Source organism: Pseudomonas sp. SIMBA_068 (assembly GCF_046534705.1).
Lineage (GTDB): Bacteria > Pseudomonadota > Gammaproteobacteria > Pseudomonadales > Pseudomonadaceae > Aquipseudomonas > Aquipseudomonas putida.
In genome coordinates this window covers 304,979-321,953 of record NZ_JAWRYI010000007.1, presented here as the reverse complement: position 1 = coordinate 321,953, position 16,975 = coordinate 304,979, and the positions used below count along the sequence as shown (strand labels likewise).

General features: G+C 61.8%; 15 protein-coding genes. 11 read left to right on the top strand and 4 right to left on the bottom strand.

The annotated features are described in order from the left end of the window. The first annotated feature begins 102 nt into the window (after positions 1 to 102). The 6 genes from tig (at position 103) to SB756_RS18190 (ending at position 8,580) form a co-directional block, all read left to right on the top strand. The gene (gene tig / locus SB756_RS18215) at positions 103 to 1,416 is read left to right on the top strand and encodes a trigger factor (protein WP_016500559.1); all 1,314 of its coding nucleotides are present in this window, start codon (positions 103 to 105) and stop codon (positions 1,414 to 1,416) included. A 92-nt stretch (positions 1,417 to 1,508) separates the two neighbouring features. Next, the gene (clpP, locus tag SB756_RS18210; RefSeq protein WP_012271562.1) at positions 1,509 to 2,150 is read left to right on the top strand and encodes an ATP-dependent Clp endopeptidase proteolytic subunit ClpP; all 642 of its coding nucleotides are present in this window, start codon (positions 1,509 to 1,511) and stop codon (positions 2,148 to 2,150) included. Between the two features lie 108 nt (positions 2,151 to 2,258). Then, a complete protein-coding gene (clpX, locus tag SB756_RS18205) occupies positions 2,259 to 3,542 on the top strand; it encodes an ATP-dependent Clp protease ATP-binding subunit ClpX (protein WP_016485885.1) in 1,284 nt (427 codons plus the stop codon). A gap of 163 nt (positions 3,543 to 3,705) precedes the next feature. Then, positions 3,706 to 6,102: an endopeptidase La gene (gene lon / locus SB756_RS18200; protein ID WP_410911300.1), complete on the top strand. Its 2,397-nt coding sequence runs from the start codon at positions 3,706 to 3,708 to the stop codon at positions 6,100 to 6,102. Positions 6,103 to 6,254: 152 nt separating this feature from the next. Continuing rightward, positions 6,255 to 6,527, top strand: coding sequence for an HU family DNA-binding protein (locus SB756_RS18195; protein ID WP_016485887.1), 273 nt, complete (start codon positions 6,255 to 6,257; stop codon positions 6,525 to 6,527). A 181-nt stretch (positions 6,528 to 6,708) separates the two neighbouring features. Further along, complete coding sequence (locus SB756_RS18190; RefSeq protein ID WP_049276840.1) at positions 6,709 to 8,580, top strand: SurA N-terminal domain-containing protein; 1,872 nt, start codon at positions 6,709 to 6,711, stop codon at positions 8,578 to 8,580. Positions 8,581 to 8,669: 89 nt separating this feature from the next. Here SB756_RS18190 and SB756_RS18185 read toward each other — a convergent pair whose 3' ends face one another. After that, entirely contained in the window at positions 8,670 to 9,710 is a 1,041-nt protein-coding gene (locus tag SB756_RS18185) for a patatin-like phospholipase family protein (RefSeq protein ID WP_341798144.1), read from the bottom strand. Between the two features lie 178 nt (positions 9,711 to 9,888). Here SB756_RS18185 and SB756_RS18180 point away from each other — a divergent pair, with 178 nt between their 5' ends. The 3 genes from SB756_RS18180 (at position 9,889) to SB756_RS18170 (ending at position 11,835) form a co-directional block, all read left to right on the top strand. Then, positions 9,889 to 10,167, top strand: a complete 279-nt coding sequence (locus SB756_RS18180; RefSeq protein ID WP_003250254.1) for a lipoprotein — start codon at positions 9,889 to 9,891, stop codon at positions 10,165 to 10,167. A gap of 14 nt (positions 10,168 to 10,181) precedes the next feature. Beyond that, entirely contained in the window at positions 10,182 to 10,949 is a 768-nt protein-coding gene (locus SB756_RS18175) for a CHAD domain-containing protein (protein WP_341798145.1), read from the top strand. Positions 10,950 to 11,037: 88 nt separating this feature from the next. Continuing rightward, on the top strand, positions 11,038 to 11,835 hold the full coding sequence (locus SB756_RS18170) for an acyl-CoA thioesterase (RefSeq protein ID WP_410911298.1): 798 nt from the start codon (positions 11,038 to 11,040) through the stop codon (positions 11,833 to 11,835). A gap of 135 nt (positions 11,836 to 11,970) precedes the next feature. Here SB756_RS18170 and SB756_RS18165 read toward each other — a convergent pair whose 3' ends face one another. From SB756_RS18165 to SB756_RS18155, 3 genes are all read right to left on the bottom strand, one after another. Further along, a complete protein-coding gene (locus SB756_RS18165) occupies positions 11,971 to 12,339 on the bottom strand; it encodes an Mpo1-like protein (protein WP_016500553.1) in 369 nt (122 codons plus the stop codon). A 75-nt stretch (positions 12,340 to 12,414) separates the two neighbouring features. Next, positions 12,415 to 13,893: a methyl-accepting chemotaxis protein gene (locus tag SB756_RS18160; RefSeq protein ID WP_410911297.1), complete on the bottom strand. Its 1,479-nt coding sequence runs from the start codon at positions 13,891 to 13,893 to the stop codon at positions 12,415 to 12,417. A gap of 109 nt (positions 13,894 to 14,002) precedes the next feature. Continuing rightward, positions 14,003 to 14,800, bottom strand: coding sequence for a TatD family hydrolase (locus tag SB756_RS18155; RefSeq protein ID WP_410911295.1), 798 nt, complete (start codon positions 14,798 to 14,800; stop codon positions 14,003 to 14,005). A 156-nt stretch (positions 14,801 to 14,956) separates the two neighbouring features. Here SB756_RS18155 and SB756_RS18150 point away from each other — a divergent pair, with 156 nt between their 5' ends. Together SB756_RS18150 and SB756_RS18145 are read left to right on the top strand one after the other, a co-directional pair. Then, positions 14,957 to 16,363, top strand: a complete 1,407-nt coding sequence (locus SB756_RS18150) for a transglycosylase SLT domain-containing protein (protein WP_410911294.1) — start codon at positions 14,957 to 14,959, stop codon at positions 16,361 to 16,363. A 113-nt stretch (positions 16,364 to 16,476) separates the two neighbouring features. Next, on the top strand, positions 16,477 to 16,914 hold the full coding sequence (locus SB756_RS18145; protein ID WP_016500549.1) for a DoxX family protein: 438 nt from the start codon (positions 16,477 to 16,479) through the stop codon (positions 16,912 to 16,914). The last annotated feature ends 61 nt before the right edge of the window (positions 16,915 to 16,975 follow it).

Genomic DNA, 16,975 nt, shown 5'->3' with positions numbered 1-16,975 from the left:
TCCCGAGTGGGGTGACTTCTGCTGCGCGACTCACTAGAATGCTTGCCCTTGATTCTGGAGTCGGGCTAACGCCGGCTAACGTCTGTGCAACGAGGAATATCCATGCAAGTTTCTGTTGAAAACACTTCCGCTCTCGAGCGCCGCATGACCATCGCCGTTCCGGCCGAGCGCGTCGAGAACGAAGTCAACAAGCGTCTGCAGCAGACTGCCAAGCGCGCCAAGATTGCGGGCTTCCGTCCTGGTAAAGTGCCGATGAACGTGATCCGTCAGCGTTTCGAAGCTGACGCCCGTCAAGAGGCTTTCGGTGACCTGGTCCAGGCTTCCTTCTACGAAGCCATCGTCGAGCAGAAGCTGAACCCGGCTGGCGCCCCTGCTGTAGAGCCAAAGTCCTTCGAAAAAGGCAAGGACCTGGAATTCGTCGCCATCTTCGAAGTGTTCCCTGAGTTCACCGTTGCCGGCCTCGAGTCGATCAACGTCGAGCGCCTGAGCGCCGAAGTGGCTGACGCCGATCTGGACAACATGCTGGAAGTGCTGCGCAAGCAGAACACCCGTTTCGAGGCTGTCGAGCGCGCCGCGCAGAACGACGACCAGGTCAACATCGACTTCGTCGGCAAGGTTGACGGTGAAGTGTTCGCCGGTGGTTCGGCCAAGGGTACCCCGCTGGTGCTGGGCTCCGGCCGCATGATCCCGGGCTTCGAAGAAGGCCTGGTTGGCGCCAAGGCTGGCGAAGAGCGCGTTGTCAACGTGACCTTCCCAGAGGACTACCAGAACCTGGACCTGGCTGGCAAAGCTGCCGAGTTCACCATCACCGTCAACAGCGTTGCCGCCCCTGTGCTGCCAGAGCTGAACGAAGAGTTCTTCGCCCAGTTCGGTATCAAAGAGTCGACCCTGGAAGGCTTCCGCACCGAAGTTCGCAAGAACATGGAGCGTGAACTGCGCCAGGCGATCAAGACCAAGGTGAAAAACCAGGTCATGGACGGTCTGCTGGCCGCCAACCCGATCGAAGTGCCAAAGGCCCTGCTGGAAAACGAAGTCAACCGTCTGCGCGTGCAGGCTGTTCAGCAGTTCGGTGGCAACATCAAGCCTGAGCAACTGCCTGCCGAGCTGTTCACCGAGCAAGCCAAGCGCCGCGTAGTGCTGGGCCTGATCGTGGCCGAAGTGGTCAAGCAGTTCGAACTGAAGCCGGACGACGCCAAGGTTCGCGAGATGATCGAAGAAATGGCTTCGGCTTACCAGGAGCCTGAGCAGGTCATCGCCTGGTACTACAAGAACGACCAGCAAATGAACGAAGTGCGTTCGGTTGTGCTGGAAGAACAAGTTGTAGATACTGTTCTGCAGAAAGCGACTGTGACCGACAAGTCGGTCTCGTACGAAGAAGCCGTAAAACCAGCCGAGGCACCAGCCGAAGCCGAGTAATACGTTTTCTCTCGTAGGAAACCCCCACAAGCCAGCCTTCGCGCTGGCTTGTGCGTATTCAAGCCATGACTATTTGGGAGTGAGCGCAGGACATGTCCCGCAATTCTTATATTCAGCAGAGCTCTGACATCCAGGCCGCAGGCGGCCTGGTCCCGATGGTTATCGAGCAGTCCGCCCGTGGCGAACGCGCCTATGACATCTACTCGCGTCTGTTGAAGGAGCGAGTGATCTTCCTGGTAGGTCCTGTAGAAGACTACATGGCCAACCTGGTAGTGGCGCAGATGCTGTTCCTTGAGGCGGAAAACCCGGACAAGGATATCCATCTTTACATCAACTCCCCAGGCGGTTCGGTGACTGCTGGCATGTCGATCTACGACACCATGCAGTTCATCAAGCCGGACGTCTCGACCATCTGCATCGGCCAGGCCTGCAGCATGGGTGCGTTCCTGTTGACCGCCGGTGCCAAGGGCAAGCGTCACTGCCTGCCTAACTCGCGGGTGATGATTCACCAGCCATTGGGCGGCTTCCAGGGCCAGGCTACCGACATCCAGATTCACGCCCAGGAAATCCTCAGCATCAAGGCGCGTCTCAACGAGCTGCTGGCCTACCACACCGGCCAGGACCTCGAGACCATCCAGCGTGATACTGAGCGTGACAACTTCATGAGCGCCTCGCGCGCGGCCGAGTACGGCCTGATCGACTCGGTCTACGACAAGCGGCAACTGGCCTCCTGAACCGGGGTGTCAGAGCAGGTAGGCGCGGAAAGCGCCTACCTGCGGACTTGAAAAAGCCCGCAATTGCCTTCATCTTGTGTTGCAAGCCTACCGGATTGGATCGATCGAATGACTGACACCCGTAACGGCGAGGACAGCGGCAAATTGCTCTATTGCTCCTTCTGCGGCAAAAGCCAGCACGAAGTGCGCAAATTGATTGCCGGGCCCTCGGTATTTATCTGCGACGAGTGCGTCGACCTGTGCAACGACATCATCCGTGAGGAGGTGCAGGAAGCCCAGGCCGAGAGCAGCGCGCACAAATTGCCTTCGCCGAAAGAAATCAGCGGCATCCTGGACCAGTACGTCATTGGTCAGGAGCGCGCGAAGAAGGTGCTGGCCGTAGCGGTATACAACCACTACAAGCGCCTGAACCAGCGTGACAAGAAGGGCGACGAAGTCGAACTGGGCAAGAGCAACATCCTGCTCATCGGGCCGACCGGCTCGGGCAAGACCCTGCTCGCCGAAACCCTGGCACGCCTGTTGAACGTACCGTTCACCATTGCTGACGCCACCACCCTGACCGAGGCCGGTTATGTGGGTGAGGACGTCGAAAACATTATTCAGAAGCTGTTGCAGAAGTGCGACTACGACGTGGAAAAGGCCCAGATGGGCATTGTCTACATCGACGAAATCGACAAGATTTCGCGCAAGTCGGACAACCCGTCCATTACCCGTGACGTTTCGGGTGAGGGCGTGCAGCAGGCGCTGCTTAAACTGATCGAGGGCACTGTGGCCTCGGTACCGCCGCAAGGTGGGCGTAAGCACCCGCAACAGGAGTTCCTGCAGGTCGATACCCGCAACATCCTGTTCATTTGCGGTGGCGCGTTCTCGGGCCTGGAAAAAGTCATCCAGGGCCGTTCCACCAAGGGTGGCATCGGTTTTGGCGCAGAAGTGCGCAGCAAGGAAGAAGGCAAGAAGGTTGGCGAGTCCCTGCGTGAGGTCGAGCCGGATGATCTGGTCAAGTTTGGCCTGATTCCGGAATTCGTCGGCCGTCTGCCGGTGCTGGCTACCCTCGACGAGCTGGACGAGGCTGCGTTGATGCAGATCCTCACCGAGCCGAAGAACGCGCTGACCAAGCAGTATGCCAAGCTGTTCGAGATGGAAAGCGTCGACCTCGAGTTCCGCAGCGATGCACTCAAGGCCGTTGCACGCAAGGCCCTGGAGCGCAAGACTGGCGCCCGTGGCCTGCGTTCGATCCTCGAAGGTGTGCTGCTCGACACCATGTACGAGATCCCTTCGAAGAAGGATGTCAGCAAGGTGGTGATCGACGAGAGCGTCATCGAAGGCACTTCGCAGCCGCTGATGATCTACGAGAACAGCGAGCCGCAAGCCAAGGCCGCGCCAGACGCCTGATTCGGGCAATGGCCGGTGACGGTTGCAAGCAAGAAGGGGGCCTACGGGCCCCTTTCTGCTTTTCCTGCGCTAGCGCTTGTAATTTCCCAAGCGTGCCCCCACATTAGGTCCAAGCATCATTTCCACCGGTTTCCGGCCATAAGGCCGCTGTAGAGGCGAAATCATGAAGACCACCCTCGACTTGCCTCTTTTGCCATTGCGCGATGTCGTTGTTTACCCGCACATGGTTATCCCGCTGTTCGTGGGGCGCGAAAAGTCCATCGAAGCCCTCGAGGCAGCGATGACGGGCGAAAAGCAGATCCTGCTGCTGGCCCAGAAAAACCCGGCCGACGACGATCCGGGCGAGGACGCCCTGTACCGTGTCGGCACCGTTGCCACTGTGCTGCAGCTGCTGAAACTGCCTGATGGCACCGTCAAGGTGCTGGTCGAGGGCGAGCAGCGTGGCGCGGTCGAGCGTTTCACCGAAGTAGAAGGGCACATCCGTGCCGAAGTCTCCCTGATCGACGAAACCGACGCCGCCGAGCGCGAGTCGGAAGTGTTCGTGCGCACGTTGCTGTCGCAATTCGAGCAGTATGTGCAGTTGGGCAAGAAAGTCCCTGCTGAAGTGCTGTCTTCGCTGAACAGCATCGAAGAGCCAGGGCGTCTGGTCGATACCATGGCGGCCCACATGGCCCTGAAGATCGAGCAGAAGCAGGAAATTCTCGAAATTGTCGACCTGACCACCCGTGTCGAGCACGTGCTGGCGCTGCTGGATGCTGAAATCGACCTGCTGCAGGTTGAAAAGCGCATTCGTGGTCGGGTCAAGAAGCAGATGGAGCGCAGCCAGCGCGAGTACTACCTGAATGAGCAGATGAAGGCCATTCAGAAAGAGCTCGGTGATGGTGACGAAGGCCACAACGAAGTCGAAGAGCTGAAAAAGCGCATCGAAGCCGCTGGCCTGCCCAAGGATGCCCTGGCCAAGGCCCAGGCCGAGCTGAACAAGCTCAAGCAGATGTCGCCGATGTCGGCCGAGGCCACGGTGGTGCGTTCGTACCTCGACTGGCTCGTGCAGGTGCCGTGGAAGGCCCAGAGCAAGGTGCGTCTGGACCTGACCAAGGCCGAGGAAATTCTCGATGCCGACCACTATGGCCTGGAAGAGGTCAAGGAACGCATCCTCGAGTACCTTGCCGTGCAGAAGCGCGTCAAGAAAATCCGCGGCCCGGTGCTCTGCCTGGTCGGCCCACCTGGCGTGGGCAAGACCTCGCTCGCCGAGTCGATCGCTGCTGCCACAAACCGCAAGTTCGTGCGCATGGCCCTGGGTGGCGTGCGTGACGAGGCCGAGATCCGTGGCCACCGCCGTACCTATATCGGCTCCATGCCTGGCCGCCTGATCCAGAAGATGACCAAGGTGGGTGTGCGCAACCCGCTGTTCCTGCTCGATGAAATCGACAAGATGGGCAGCGACATGCGTGGCGACCCGGCTTCGGCACTGCTGGAAGTGCTCGACCCGGAGCAGAACCACAACTTCAACGACCACTACCTGGAAGTCGACTACGACCTCTCGGACGTGATGTTCCTGTGCACCTCGAACTCGATGAATATCCCGCCGGCGCTGCTCGACCGGATGGAAGTCATCCGCCTTCCGGGCTACACCGAGGACGAGAAGATCAACATCGCGGTCAAGTACCTGGTGCCCAAGCAGGTCAAGGCCAACGGCTTGAAGAAGGAAGAGCTTGAGGTCGATGTTTCGACGATCCGCGACATCATCCGCTACTACACCCGCGAAGCCGGTGTGCGGGGCCTGGAGCGGCAAATTGCCAAGGTCTGCCGCAAGGTGGTCAAGGAACATACCGGGCAGAAGCAGGTCAAGGTCAAGGTGGCCAGCGAGCAGCTGGAGCACCTGCTGGGCGTGCGCAAGTTCCGTTACGGCCTGGCCGAGCAGCAGGACCAGATCGGCCAGGTCACCGGCCTGGCCTGGACCCAGGTGGGTGGCGAACTGCTGACCATCGAAGCCGTGGTCATCCCCGGCAAGGGTCAGTTGATCAAGACCGGCTCGCTGGGCGATGTGATGGTCGAGTCGATCACCGCCGCACAGACCGTGGTACGCAGCCGCGCCCGTAGCCTGGGGATTGCCGCCGACTTCCACGAGAAGCGCGACGTACACATCCACATGCCGGAAGGCGCCACGCCGAAGGACGGCCCAAGCGCGGGCGTGGGCATGTGCACCGCGCTGGTGTCGGCCCTGACGCAGATTCCGGTACGTGCCGACGTGGCCATGACCGGCGAAATCACCCTGCGTGGCCAGGTGCTGGCCATTGGCGGGTTGAAGGAAAAACTGCTGGCGGCACACCGTGGCGGCATCAAGACGGTGATCATTCCAGAGGAGAATGTTCGCGATCTGAAGGAGATTCCGGAAAATATCAAACAGGATCTTCAGATCAAACCGGTCAAATGGATTGACGAAGTCCTGCAAATTGCGCTGCAATACGCCCCGGAGCCCTTGCCAGATGTGGCTCCTGAGATTGTCGCGAAAGATGAAAAGCGCGACGGCGATGCTAAGGAAAGAATCAGCACGCATTAGTAGTTTTTGGCTGGGGGGCTTTCCTTGACAGTTTTTTCGGGCCCTTGCTATAAAGCGGCACGCTATTGTCATCAAGCCACCCAGCGCACGTTTCATAAGCTTTTCATTACATACTTAGAAACAAACTCAATAGAGAAATAAGGGGACTTAGAGTGAACAAGTCGGAACTGATTGACGCTATCGCTGCATCGGCTGACATTTCCAAAGCTACCGCAGGTAAGGCTCTGGACGCTGTGATCGACTCCGTAACCGGTGCCCTGAAAGCAGGCGACGACGTCGTTCTGGTTGGCTTCGGTACCTTCTCGGTAAAGGACCGCGCCGAGCGTACTGGCCGTAACCCGCAAACCGGTAAGGCGATCAAGATCGAAGCCGCCAAGGTTCCAGGTTTCAAGGCTGGCAAAGGCCTGAAAGACGCCGTCAACTAAGTCGTCTTTCAGCCGGACCTGGCTTTGCCGGGGCCGAGCACGCTGAAGGCGGGGCGCAAACGTTCCCGCCTGACACGTTTGCTAAGAAAAGGCGCATCCTCGGATGCGCCTTTCTTTTATCAGGATTCTACCCACGCTCCGCGGTTGTCGACGCAGTGGTACAGCCGTTTCTGGGGGACGCATGCTGCAAAATATCAGGGACAATTCACAAGGTTGGATTGCCAAGACCATCATCGGCCTTATCGTCGTCTTGATGGCGTTGACCGGTTTCGAAGCTATTTTCCAGGCCGCCACCCATAGCCAGGACGCCGCCAAGGTGAACGGCCAGACCATCAGCCAGAACGAGCTGGCCCAGGCGGCCGACATGCAGCGCCGTCAGTTGATGCAACAGTTGGGCAAGGATTTCGACCCAGCGCTGCTGGAAGACAAATTGCTGCGTGAAGAGGCGCTCAAGGGCCTGATCAGCCGCAAATTGCTGCTGCAAGGCGCCGAAGATGCCAAGTTTGCCTTCTCCGAGGCTGCGCTGGATCAGGTGATCCTGCAAACGCCGGAGTTCCAGGTGGATGGCAAGTTCAGTGCTGACCGTTTCGACCAGGTCATCCGCCAGATGGGCTACGGCCGCATGCAGTTCCGCGAGATGCTCGCCGAGGAAATGCTCATCGGCCAGCTGCGCACCGGCCTGGCGGGTAGCAGCTTTGTCACCGACCAGCAGGTCGATGCCTTCGCTCGCCTGGAGAAGCAGACCCGCGATTTCGCCTCCCTGACCTTTAAGGCCGACCCGGCCGCGGTCAAGGTCAGCGACGAAGAGGTCAAGGCGCATTACGAGCAGCACGCCAAGGAGTTCATGTCGCCTGACCAGGTGGTGATCGACTACATCGAGCTGAAGAAGTCGGTGTTCTTCGACCAGGTCAAAGTGACCGACGAAGAGCTCAAGGCCCAGTACGAGAAGGAAATCGCCAACCTCGCCGAGCAGCGCCATGCCGCGCACATCCTCATCGAGGTCAACGACAAGGTCACCGACGCCCAGGCCAAGGCTCGTGCCGAAGAGATCGAGCAGCGCCTGGCCAAGGGTGAGGACTTTGCCGCGCTGGCCAAGGAGTTCTCCCAGGACCCGGGTTCGGCCAACAGCGGTGGTGACCTCGGCTTTGCCGGCCCGGGTGTGTACGACCCGGCGTTCGAGGATGCGCTGTACAAGCTGCAGGACGGCCAGGTCTCGACGCCAGTGCGCACCGAGTTTGGCTACCACCTGATCAAGCTGCTGGGTGTGCAGGCACCTGAAGTGCCGAGCTTCGCCAGCTTGAAGGACAAGCTGACCCGCGACCTGAAAACCCCGCTGGTCGAGCAGCGTTACGTCGATGCCAGCAAGCAGCTGCAGGATGCTGCCTACGAGGCTTCCGACCTGGCCCAGCCGGCTCAGGACCTGAACCTCAAGGTGCAGACCTCTGCAGCCTTCGGTCGCGAGGGTGGTGAAGGTATTACCGCCAACCGTTCGGTGGTGCAGGCTGCGTTCTCCGAAGAAGTGCTGGAGGAGGCTGCCAACAGCACCGCCATCGAGCTCGACCCGGAGACCACCGTGGTATTGCGCGTCAAGGAGCACCGCAAGCCGGAGCAACTGCCGCTGGAAGCGGTGGCCAGCAACATCCGCGAACATCTGGCCAAAGAGAAGGCGACTGCCGAGCTCAAGGCCAAGGCGGACAAGCTGATCGCCGGCCTGCGTGACGGTTCCATCGCAGCTGACAGCGTGCACGAAGGGCAAGGCTGGAAGGCCTATGAAGCAGTTACCCGTGGCGAGGACGGTATTGACCCGGCCGAACTGCAGGCGCTGTTCCGCCTGGGCAAGCCGCAAGCCAAGGGCAAGCCGGTGTATGGCAGCGTAGTGCTGCGTGACGGTAGCCTGGTGGTGCTGCAGCTCAAGGGCGTCAACGAAGGCGCTACCGCCACCGACGAAGAGAAGCAGCAGATCCGCCGCTACCTCGCGTCGCGTGCTGGCCAGCAGGACTTCGCGGCCTACCGCAAGCAGCTGGAAGCCAATGCGGATATCACCCGTTACTAAGGTGATCGCTGCATGAAGAAACAGGCCGCCTCGTGCGGCCTGTTTCGTTTCTGTCGCTTGTGCCGGCCTCTTCGCGGTTGCTACGACGCTTAGCGTTTCACCCCTTCATAGTTATCCAGCGTATCCCGCGCAATCTCCCGTCCCAACGCAATCAGCTCGGGCGCTTTGTAGAACTCGAAGAACCGGCAGACCCGCTTGGGCACGTTGATCAGCACATCCGGTGGATACCCGGCGATCTTGTATTGCGCCAGTGAGGTCTGCATGACCTCGAAGCTCTGGTTGATCAAGTCCAGCAGCGAAGCAGGCCCCACGTTGTCGATGATGAACGAGCCGGTCGCCGACTTTGGCGCGCCCTGGCGTTCCGGTGCCGCCGCCGGTTGCTGGCCTTCCGGGTCGGCGGCATCTGCCAGCCACGGGTTGGGCGGCGCCAGGCCCTCGGCGACTATTTCCTGTTCGATGCGCATCAACTCTTCCGCCGGCTTGCGCCGGAATGGCAAGCGAGAGCCCAATGAGCTCAGCAAGGAGTCAAAGCGCATCTTGAACGCCGCGGGGCGCTCGATCACCGGCAACTGGTACTGCTTCTGGTTGGTGGCGTTGAGGTTGACGGCGATGATCAGGTCGCAGTGGCTGGACACCACAGGCACAATCGGCAGCGGGTTGAGGATGCCCCCGTCGACCAGCATACGGTTGCCCTGCATCACAGGGGTAAACAGGCTGGGGATGGCCGCCGAGGCGCGCATGGCCTGGTGCAGGCAGCCTTCCTGAAACCAGATTTCCTGCTGGTTGGTAAGGTCGGTCGCAACCGCTGTATAAGGGATGCGCAATTGCTCGATGTTGATCTCGCCGACGATCTTGCGGATTTGCCCGAACACCTTGTCGCCGCGAATGGCGCCGAGGCGAAAGCTTACGTCGACCAGGCGCAGTACATCCAGATAGTCGAGGCTCTCGATCCAGTTGCGATAGTCGCTCAGTTTGCCGGCAGCATAGATGCCGCCAACCACTGCACCCATGGAGCAGCCGGCAACGCAGGCAATGTCGTAGCCGCGCCGCTCGATTTCCTCGATCACACCGATGTGTGCATACCCCCGGGCTCCGCCCGAGCCCAGTACCAGTGCCACGCGTTTGCTCATGAATAATCCCCGTCCAGTGCAACCTTGGTCCTACAATGCACCCATCACAGGCTGTGCTTCAATGTAGATCGTGCTGAGCTACTGTAATAAAACTGGCCGGGCACAGCCGGCCGGGCAGGGCACTTTTCAGCTGCCGGGGCGTCGAACAGCCACTGTTTTTTCCATTGAGGTATTACCGATGAAAGCCTGGATCTGCCTTCCACTGATTGCCTTGGCCCTTGCTGGCTGCGCGGGCAAGACGGCCTACCGTGACAGCTGCGCGACCCAGCTGGATGCCGCCTGGAAGGAACTGGACCTGGCCAAGGCCGAAGGCTTTGCCGGTGCAGTGAGTTACTCCAAGGCCTTGTCGCTGCTGACCGGGGCCAAGACCCAGCAGCAGTTCGAAGGTTACGAGAGCTGTACGCGCAAAGCCGAAAAGGCGCGCTTCTACATTCGTGAGTCGCGCGCCGGGCGCTGACCAAGGAGCGTCGTATGTCTGCCATGCTAGACCATGTAGTAGCCCAGATACTGGCCTTGCAGGTGCGCCTGATGGCCTGCCGCGAACGCCTGGCTGCCGATACCGACAGCGAAGCCTTGCACGACTTGCGCATCAGCCTGCGGCGCCTGCGCAGCCTGCTGCGGCCGCTGCGCGGGCTGCCTGGCGTGGAGCAGCTGGAGGGTGCCGCCAGCGCGTTGGGTACCCTGACCACGCCGCTGCGTGACCGGGAGGTGCTGGCAGCCGAGCTGATCGGGCGCGGCTATACCGCCGCCGGCCAGCGGCGCCTGGAAGGGCGTGGCAGGACCTTTGCCAGTGTCGCTGCCAGCCCGCAGCTGGCCCGGGTGCTGGCGATTGTCGACGCGTTTCCGTTGTTCCTGCGGGCGGCAGGCCGCGAGGGGCTGGTCAAGTCACTGGACAAACGCATTGACAAACGCCTGGTCAAGCAATGGCGCAAGTTGCACGAAGCCTTGCAAGACCCCGCTCACGACCGCCACCGCCTGCGCTTGCTGATCAAGCGTGCGCGCTATGGCGACGAGGCCTACCCACAACTCGACCACGCCGGGAAGAAACTGCAGCGCCTGCTGAAAAAGGCACAGGGCGACCTGGGCAAATGGCATGACCGCCTGCAGTGGTTGCTGCAGGCACGCGAGCATGCTGACCTGGCCCCCTGCAAAGTCGCGTGGGAGCAGGAGCTGCACGAGGCCGAGCGCAAGTCGGATGTGACGCTGGATGCCCTGCTGCAGGTGCTGGCGCGTCGCTAGCCCGACAATTGACCGATATGCGGGCTGATCGCCCGGGGTTTGCTAGCTACGATGGGCAGACCTTTTCACTGCGGGCAGGAGCCAGCCAATGAACTTCAACCAACTGCTCGACGCCGTGCGGGCCAACCCGGATGCCGTCAGCATTCCGCCTGGCTGGGCCCAGGGCCGCGCTGCCTTTGGCGGGCTGATGGCGGCCATGGTTTATGAGGCCATGCGCCTGAAACTCTCCGACAGCCGCCCTGTGCGCTCGCTGGCCATCAGCTTCGTCGCCCCTGCGGCTGCAGATGTACCAATCCGTTTCGAGGTGGAGGTATTGCGTGAAGGCAAGGCGGTCAGCACCTTGCTAGGCCGCGCTGTCCAGGATGGCCAGGTGGTGACCCTGGTGCAGGGCAATTTCGGTGCGGGCCGGCCTTCGGTGGTCGACGTGCCCGCGTCACCGGCGATGGAAATGCCAGCACTCGACGACGCTGCTCCCGAGTTACCGTATATCAAAGGCGTTACCCCGGAGTTCATGCGGCACGTGGCCTTGCGCTGGGCGGTGGGAGGGTTGCCGTTCAGTGGCAATCAGTCGCGCAGGATGGGCGGCTGGGTGCGCTTGCGGGATGTAGCTGAAGAGCAGGTCAATGAGTCGCACTTGCTGGCGCTGGTCGATGCCTGGCCGCCGAGCCTGATGCCGTTTCTCAAGCAGCCCGCAGCGGGCAGCACCCTGACCTGGACCATCGAGTTCATCCAGCCCACGGCGAAGCTGTCGACCCTGGACTGGTGCCGGTACTGCGTGGAGACCGAGCATGCGCGGGAGGGTTATGGGCATGCTGCTGCGGCGTTGTGGACGGCAGAGGGCGAGTTGCTGGCCCTGAGCCGACAGACCGTCACCGTGTTTGCCTGATCAATCTGGGAGCGCTGCGCGCTCCTTTCGCGACACAAGGCCGCTCCCGCAAGGATCTCGCAATTTTCAGATTGCGCGTGATTCCTGTGGGAGCGGCCTTGCGTCGCGATTGGGCTGCAAAGCAGCCCCATGGCATCAATGGCGGTGTTTGTGCCGCTCCCGCCAGGCCTTCCACCAGGCCCCACTCAGCACAAAGCGCGGAAAGGTAATGAACTGCTCCGTCAGCAAACGTTGCACGGCATCCTGGCGATTGGCGAACGGCTCAGGTTGTTCGGCCTCCAGGCGATGACCATGGCGCTGTAAGCCAAGGCCGGCAATCAGGGCGATCACGCCAACGGCAATCTGGCCCAGGTCCAGGCCGAACAGCCCCGACAGAATCAGCAGCGCGCCGAGAATGAACAGCGGCACGGCAATCAGGTGCAGCACCAGATTGGCCGGGTGGCGATGGTTATTGTGGTAGCCGCGCCATTGCCAGGCGGGCAGGTTGGGCAGGCGTTTGCTCATGGGCATTTCCTCTCGGTCATGCTCAAAGCTTAGTGCGGCCCCCGGGCGGGGGCCAATCGAGGCTGGCTATGGTGACTATAGCTTGAGCTGGCCAATGGCCCTGTTCAGTTCGCCGGCCAGGGTCGCCAGTTCGCTACTGGTGGTTGCCGAGCCCACTGTCTGTTGCACGGTCTGTTCGGTGACATCGCGGATGCTGACCACGGCGCGGTTCATTTCCTCGGCCACCTGGCTTTGCTGCTCGGCCGCCACGGCAATCTGGGTATTGCTTTCGCGCATCTGCGCCACAGCACCGGTAATCTCCGCCAGCGCCTCGCCGGCCTCCTGGGCCTGGCGGACGCAATCGTCGGCCTTGTACGAGCTTTCCTGCATGAATTCCACTGCATCGCGGGTGCCTGATTGCAGGGCAGAGACCATGATGGTGATTTCGTCGGTAGAGGTTTGCACGCGCTTGGCCAGGTTGCGCACCTCATCGGCTACCACCGCAAAGCCGCGGCCCAGATCTCCGGCGCGCGCCGCTTCGATGGCGGCGTTGAGCGCCAGCAGGTTGGTCTGCTCGGCGATGCTGTGGATTACACCGACCACGCTGTTGATCTTCTGGCTGTCTTCGGCCAGTTGGCGAATCATTTCGGCGGTTTGCTGCACACCGCTGGACAGCCCGGAGATCGAATCCTGCACCCGGCTGACCACCTCTTTGCCGCTGCCGGCCAAGGTGTCGGCGGTTTGTGACAGGTCACGGGTGGCACCGGCATGCTGGGCAATGTGGTGCACCGTCGCTGACATTTCGTTGATGGCGGTGGCGGCCTGGTCAGTCTCGCTCTGCTGGCCGAGCATGCCGGTGCGTACGTTGTTCATGCTGGCAGCCAGGCGTGCGGCGCCCGAGTCCAACTGTGCAGCGGTGTGGGCGACGGTGCTGACCACGCGGTGGTAGGTGGCCTGCATGGCATTGAAGGCCCCGGCCATCTGGCCGACCTCGTCGCCGCAGGCCAGCGGCACACGGGCCGCCAGGTCGCCGGTCCTTTCCACGTGCAGCATCACATCCTTCAGGGTATTGAGCTGGCTGAGCAGGAAGCGGATCAGCAATTGCGAGGCGCCGAGCATGGCCAGCATCAGGACCAGCACACATACCGCGTAGTTGCTGAAGCGCTCGAAGAATACCTGGCGCAGGCTTGGCGACTGGGCGAGCACGGCCACCTGTTGGTCGCCGTGGCGCACTACCTGCGCCCCGCGCAGTGGGTTTTCGCCGAGGATCCAGGCGCTTGGTAGCTCCACCCAGCCCTGGGCGTTGCGCAGGCTATCGAGCGCCTCGCCGGCGAAAGCCGGCGTTTGCCCGGCCGACCAGCTGATGACGTTGTCCGGGCGCGGCAGTGCTTGCCCGGCAGGCCAGGCAGCCAGCAGCTGGGCTTGCGCTGCCGCCTGCGCCTGCGCCGCTTCGGCGCGGGCGCGTTGCTCCAGGTGCACGGCATAGAGCACCAGCAGCAGGGTCGTGACAAAGGCCACCGCATTGACGGCCCAGAATTTGTACTTCAGGGAAACATTGCTAAGCCAGGCACCCATGGGCAGGTCTTCTCTGAGTTGAGCGGAAACAATTTTGGCAAGGTGCCATCATTGTGCCTGCACTCGCTCAGCTAGATGTTGACCCATATCAACAGCCAGCGTGCAGGGCTCAAGGGAGCTGGAAGAACGCCCGCGCCGTCGCGGTGGTATGCGCCGCCGTGTGCTCGGCTGATTCGCCCCGATGCAGCGCCACTTCGCGCAACACTTCCGGCAGAAACGCCGGCTCGTTGCGCCCGCTCTTCGGCTTGGGCCGCAGGCTGCGTGGCAGCAGGTAGGGTGCATCGCTCTCCAGCATCAACCGCCCTTCGGCGATGTTGCCCACCAGCGGGTGCAGGTGGGTGCCACGGCGCTCGTCGCAGATCCAGCCGGTGATGCCGATGTGCAGGTCCATGTCCAGGTAGGCGAACAGTGCCTCGCGCTCGCCGGTAAAGCAGTGCACCACCGCGCCGGTCAGATGGTCGCGGTAATGCTTGAGAATCGCCAGCAAGCGCTCGCTGGCGTCTCGCTCGTGCAGGAACACCGGCAGGCGCAGCTCTGCGGCCAGTGCCAACTGGGCTTCCAGGGCTTGTTCCTGGAGTGGGCGAGGGGAGAAGTCACGGTTGAAATCCAGGCCGCATTCGCCCACGGCGCGCACGCGTGGTTCATTCAACAGCTGGCGCAGCTGGCGCTCGCTGCCAGCATCCCAGGCCTTGGCATCGTGGGGGTGCACGCCTGCAGTGGCGAACAGGTGCGCACCGCTGGCGTCCAACTGCTGGCACAGCTCCAGCGCCTGTTCGCTGACTGCCAGGCTGGTGCCTGTCAGCACCATTTGCGTCACCCCGGCCTCAAGGGCGCGCTCAACGATTGCCGCCTGTTGATCGTGGAAACTGCTGTTGGTCAGGTTGACGCCGATATCGATCAGTTGCATGGTGCTATCTCGTGCCGCGGGGCGGCCAGCATAGCAAAATCCGCGTTTTTTCTGAAAAACCAAGAACTTCATGCTGTTACCGTGGTCTTTTATCGTCATTTCTCACTTGGCGGTGCAGTCCATGGATGCCGCCCAACCACCACGGACACGTTTTGCATGCTGCGATGCTGGCTTGTTTTCCTGCTGACGCTCGGGCTGACCCTGACCGGCCCGGCACAGGCGCGCGCGCCGGGGCCGCAGCAGAACATACCGCCCGCCAAGGTGCGTGACCTGCAGCAGATTCGTACCAGCAAAGTGCTGCGGGTGCTGGTCAACCAGAGCCGCAACAGCTCTGGCGAGGTCAAGGGCGAGCCGGTCGGCATCGAGTATTACCGCCTGCGGGCGTTGGAGCATTATCTCAATGCGCGTGCCGCCGATGACCAGCGGATCCAGCTAAAGCTCATACCGCGGGCCAAGGAGCAGTTGCTGGGCGCTCTGGCCCGCGGCGAGGGCGACCTGGCTGCGCCGGGCGAGCTGCTTGACCCCAGCACGGTGCGCGGCATGAGCAGCAGTGCGCCGATACTCGACCAGGTGCCGTTGATGCTGGTCGGGCGCAAAGGCGAGCGAAGCTTCAGCAAGGTCGAGCAGCTGTCCGGGCGGACCGTGGCCTTGACCAGCGCCAGTGCCGCCGGACCGCTGATCCAGCAGGCTAACCAGCAACTGGCACTGCGCAAGCGTCCGCCGATCAAGGTGGAGTGGGTCGACTCGACGCTGGCGGTGGAGGATGTACTGGAGATGGTGCAGGCTGGCATCTACCACCTGACGGTGGTTGAGCAGCCCATTGCCCGGCGCTGGGCGCGGGTCATGCCGCGCCTGCGCCTGGACAGTCGGGTACGCCTGGGGGCGCCGCAAGCCATGCGCTGGTATGTGGGGCGTGATGCGCCGCAATTGTTGGCCACGGTCGATCACTTCCTGCAAGGTTACCGCGCACCAGACAACCAGGATGCCGCCTTCGAGCGTATCTACCGGCGCCAGTACCGGGTGCACAACCCGTTGGCCAGCAAGGACCGCCAGCGCCTAGCCTCGGTGCGGGCGGTGCTGCAGAAGCATGGCCAGGCGCAGCAGATCGACTGGCTCAACCTGGCCGCCCTGGCCTTCAAGGAGTCGACGCTGAACCCGGCTGCACGCGGCACGGGAGGCGCCCATGGTCTGATGCAGATTACCCCTTCGGCCGCCCAGCGCGTGGGAGTGAGCAACACCGCCACGGTGGATGGCAATGTGCAGGCCAGCGCCCGCTACCTGGCGCTGATCCGGCGCAAGTTCTTCGCCAGCGCCAAGATCAACGAGCGCGAGCGCATGGCTTTTACGCTGGCGGCCTACAACCTCGGCCCCGAACGCGTCCAGGCGATGCGCTCCGAAGCCCGGCGGCGCGGCCTCAACGGGGACCAGTGGTTCTTCCAGACCGAACGCATCGCCATGGAGCAGGTGGGCATGGGGCCGGTCAACTTCGTCAACAGTGTCAACAAGTACTTTTTGGCGTTCAACCGCGAGCGGGCTGCGCTGGAGCGTGTGGCAAAGCGCTGATAAATCGATTATATCGATTGTTATGTTGGGTTTTTTACGATTTTCATATCTATAGAATTGATTATGATGGCGTCCATCCCAACACAACTTCTTCGCTTCAAGGACGCTTCGACATGAACAACACTACCCTCAACGCCCTGTTCTCCACCCGCGCCGGCGCCGGTCTCAGCGTTATCCGCATCCTGGTCGGCATCATCTTCATGGCGCACGGCGCGCAAAAACTGTTCGGCCTGTTCGGCGGTTATGGCCTGGAAGGTACCGGCCAGTGGATGGAAAGCATCGGCCTGGCCCCGGGCTACCTGATGGCCCTGTTGTCCGGTAGCGCCGAATTCTTCGGCGGCCTGGCACTGGTGGTCGGCTTGCTGGCTCGCCCGGCGGCCCTGGCGCTGAGCGTAACGCTGGTGGTGGCGATCCTCTCCGTGCACATCGGCAACGGCCTGTTCATGTCAAACAACGGCTACGAGTTCGCCCTGGCGCTGCTGGCCGGCACCGTTGCCGTCATGATCGAAGGCGCTGGCCGCTTTTCGCTGGACCGCCTGATCGCCCGGTAAACAGCTGCAAGCAGTGAACTGCAAGCCGCAAGCAAGAGCGGGCCGGTACTCGGCCTGCTTT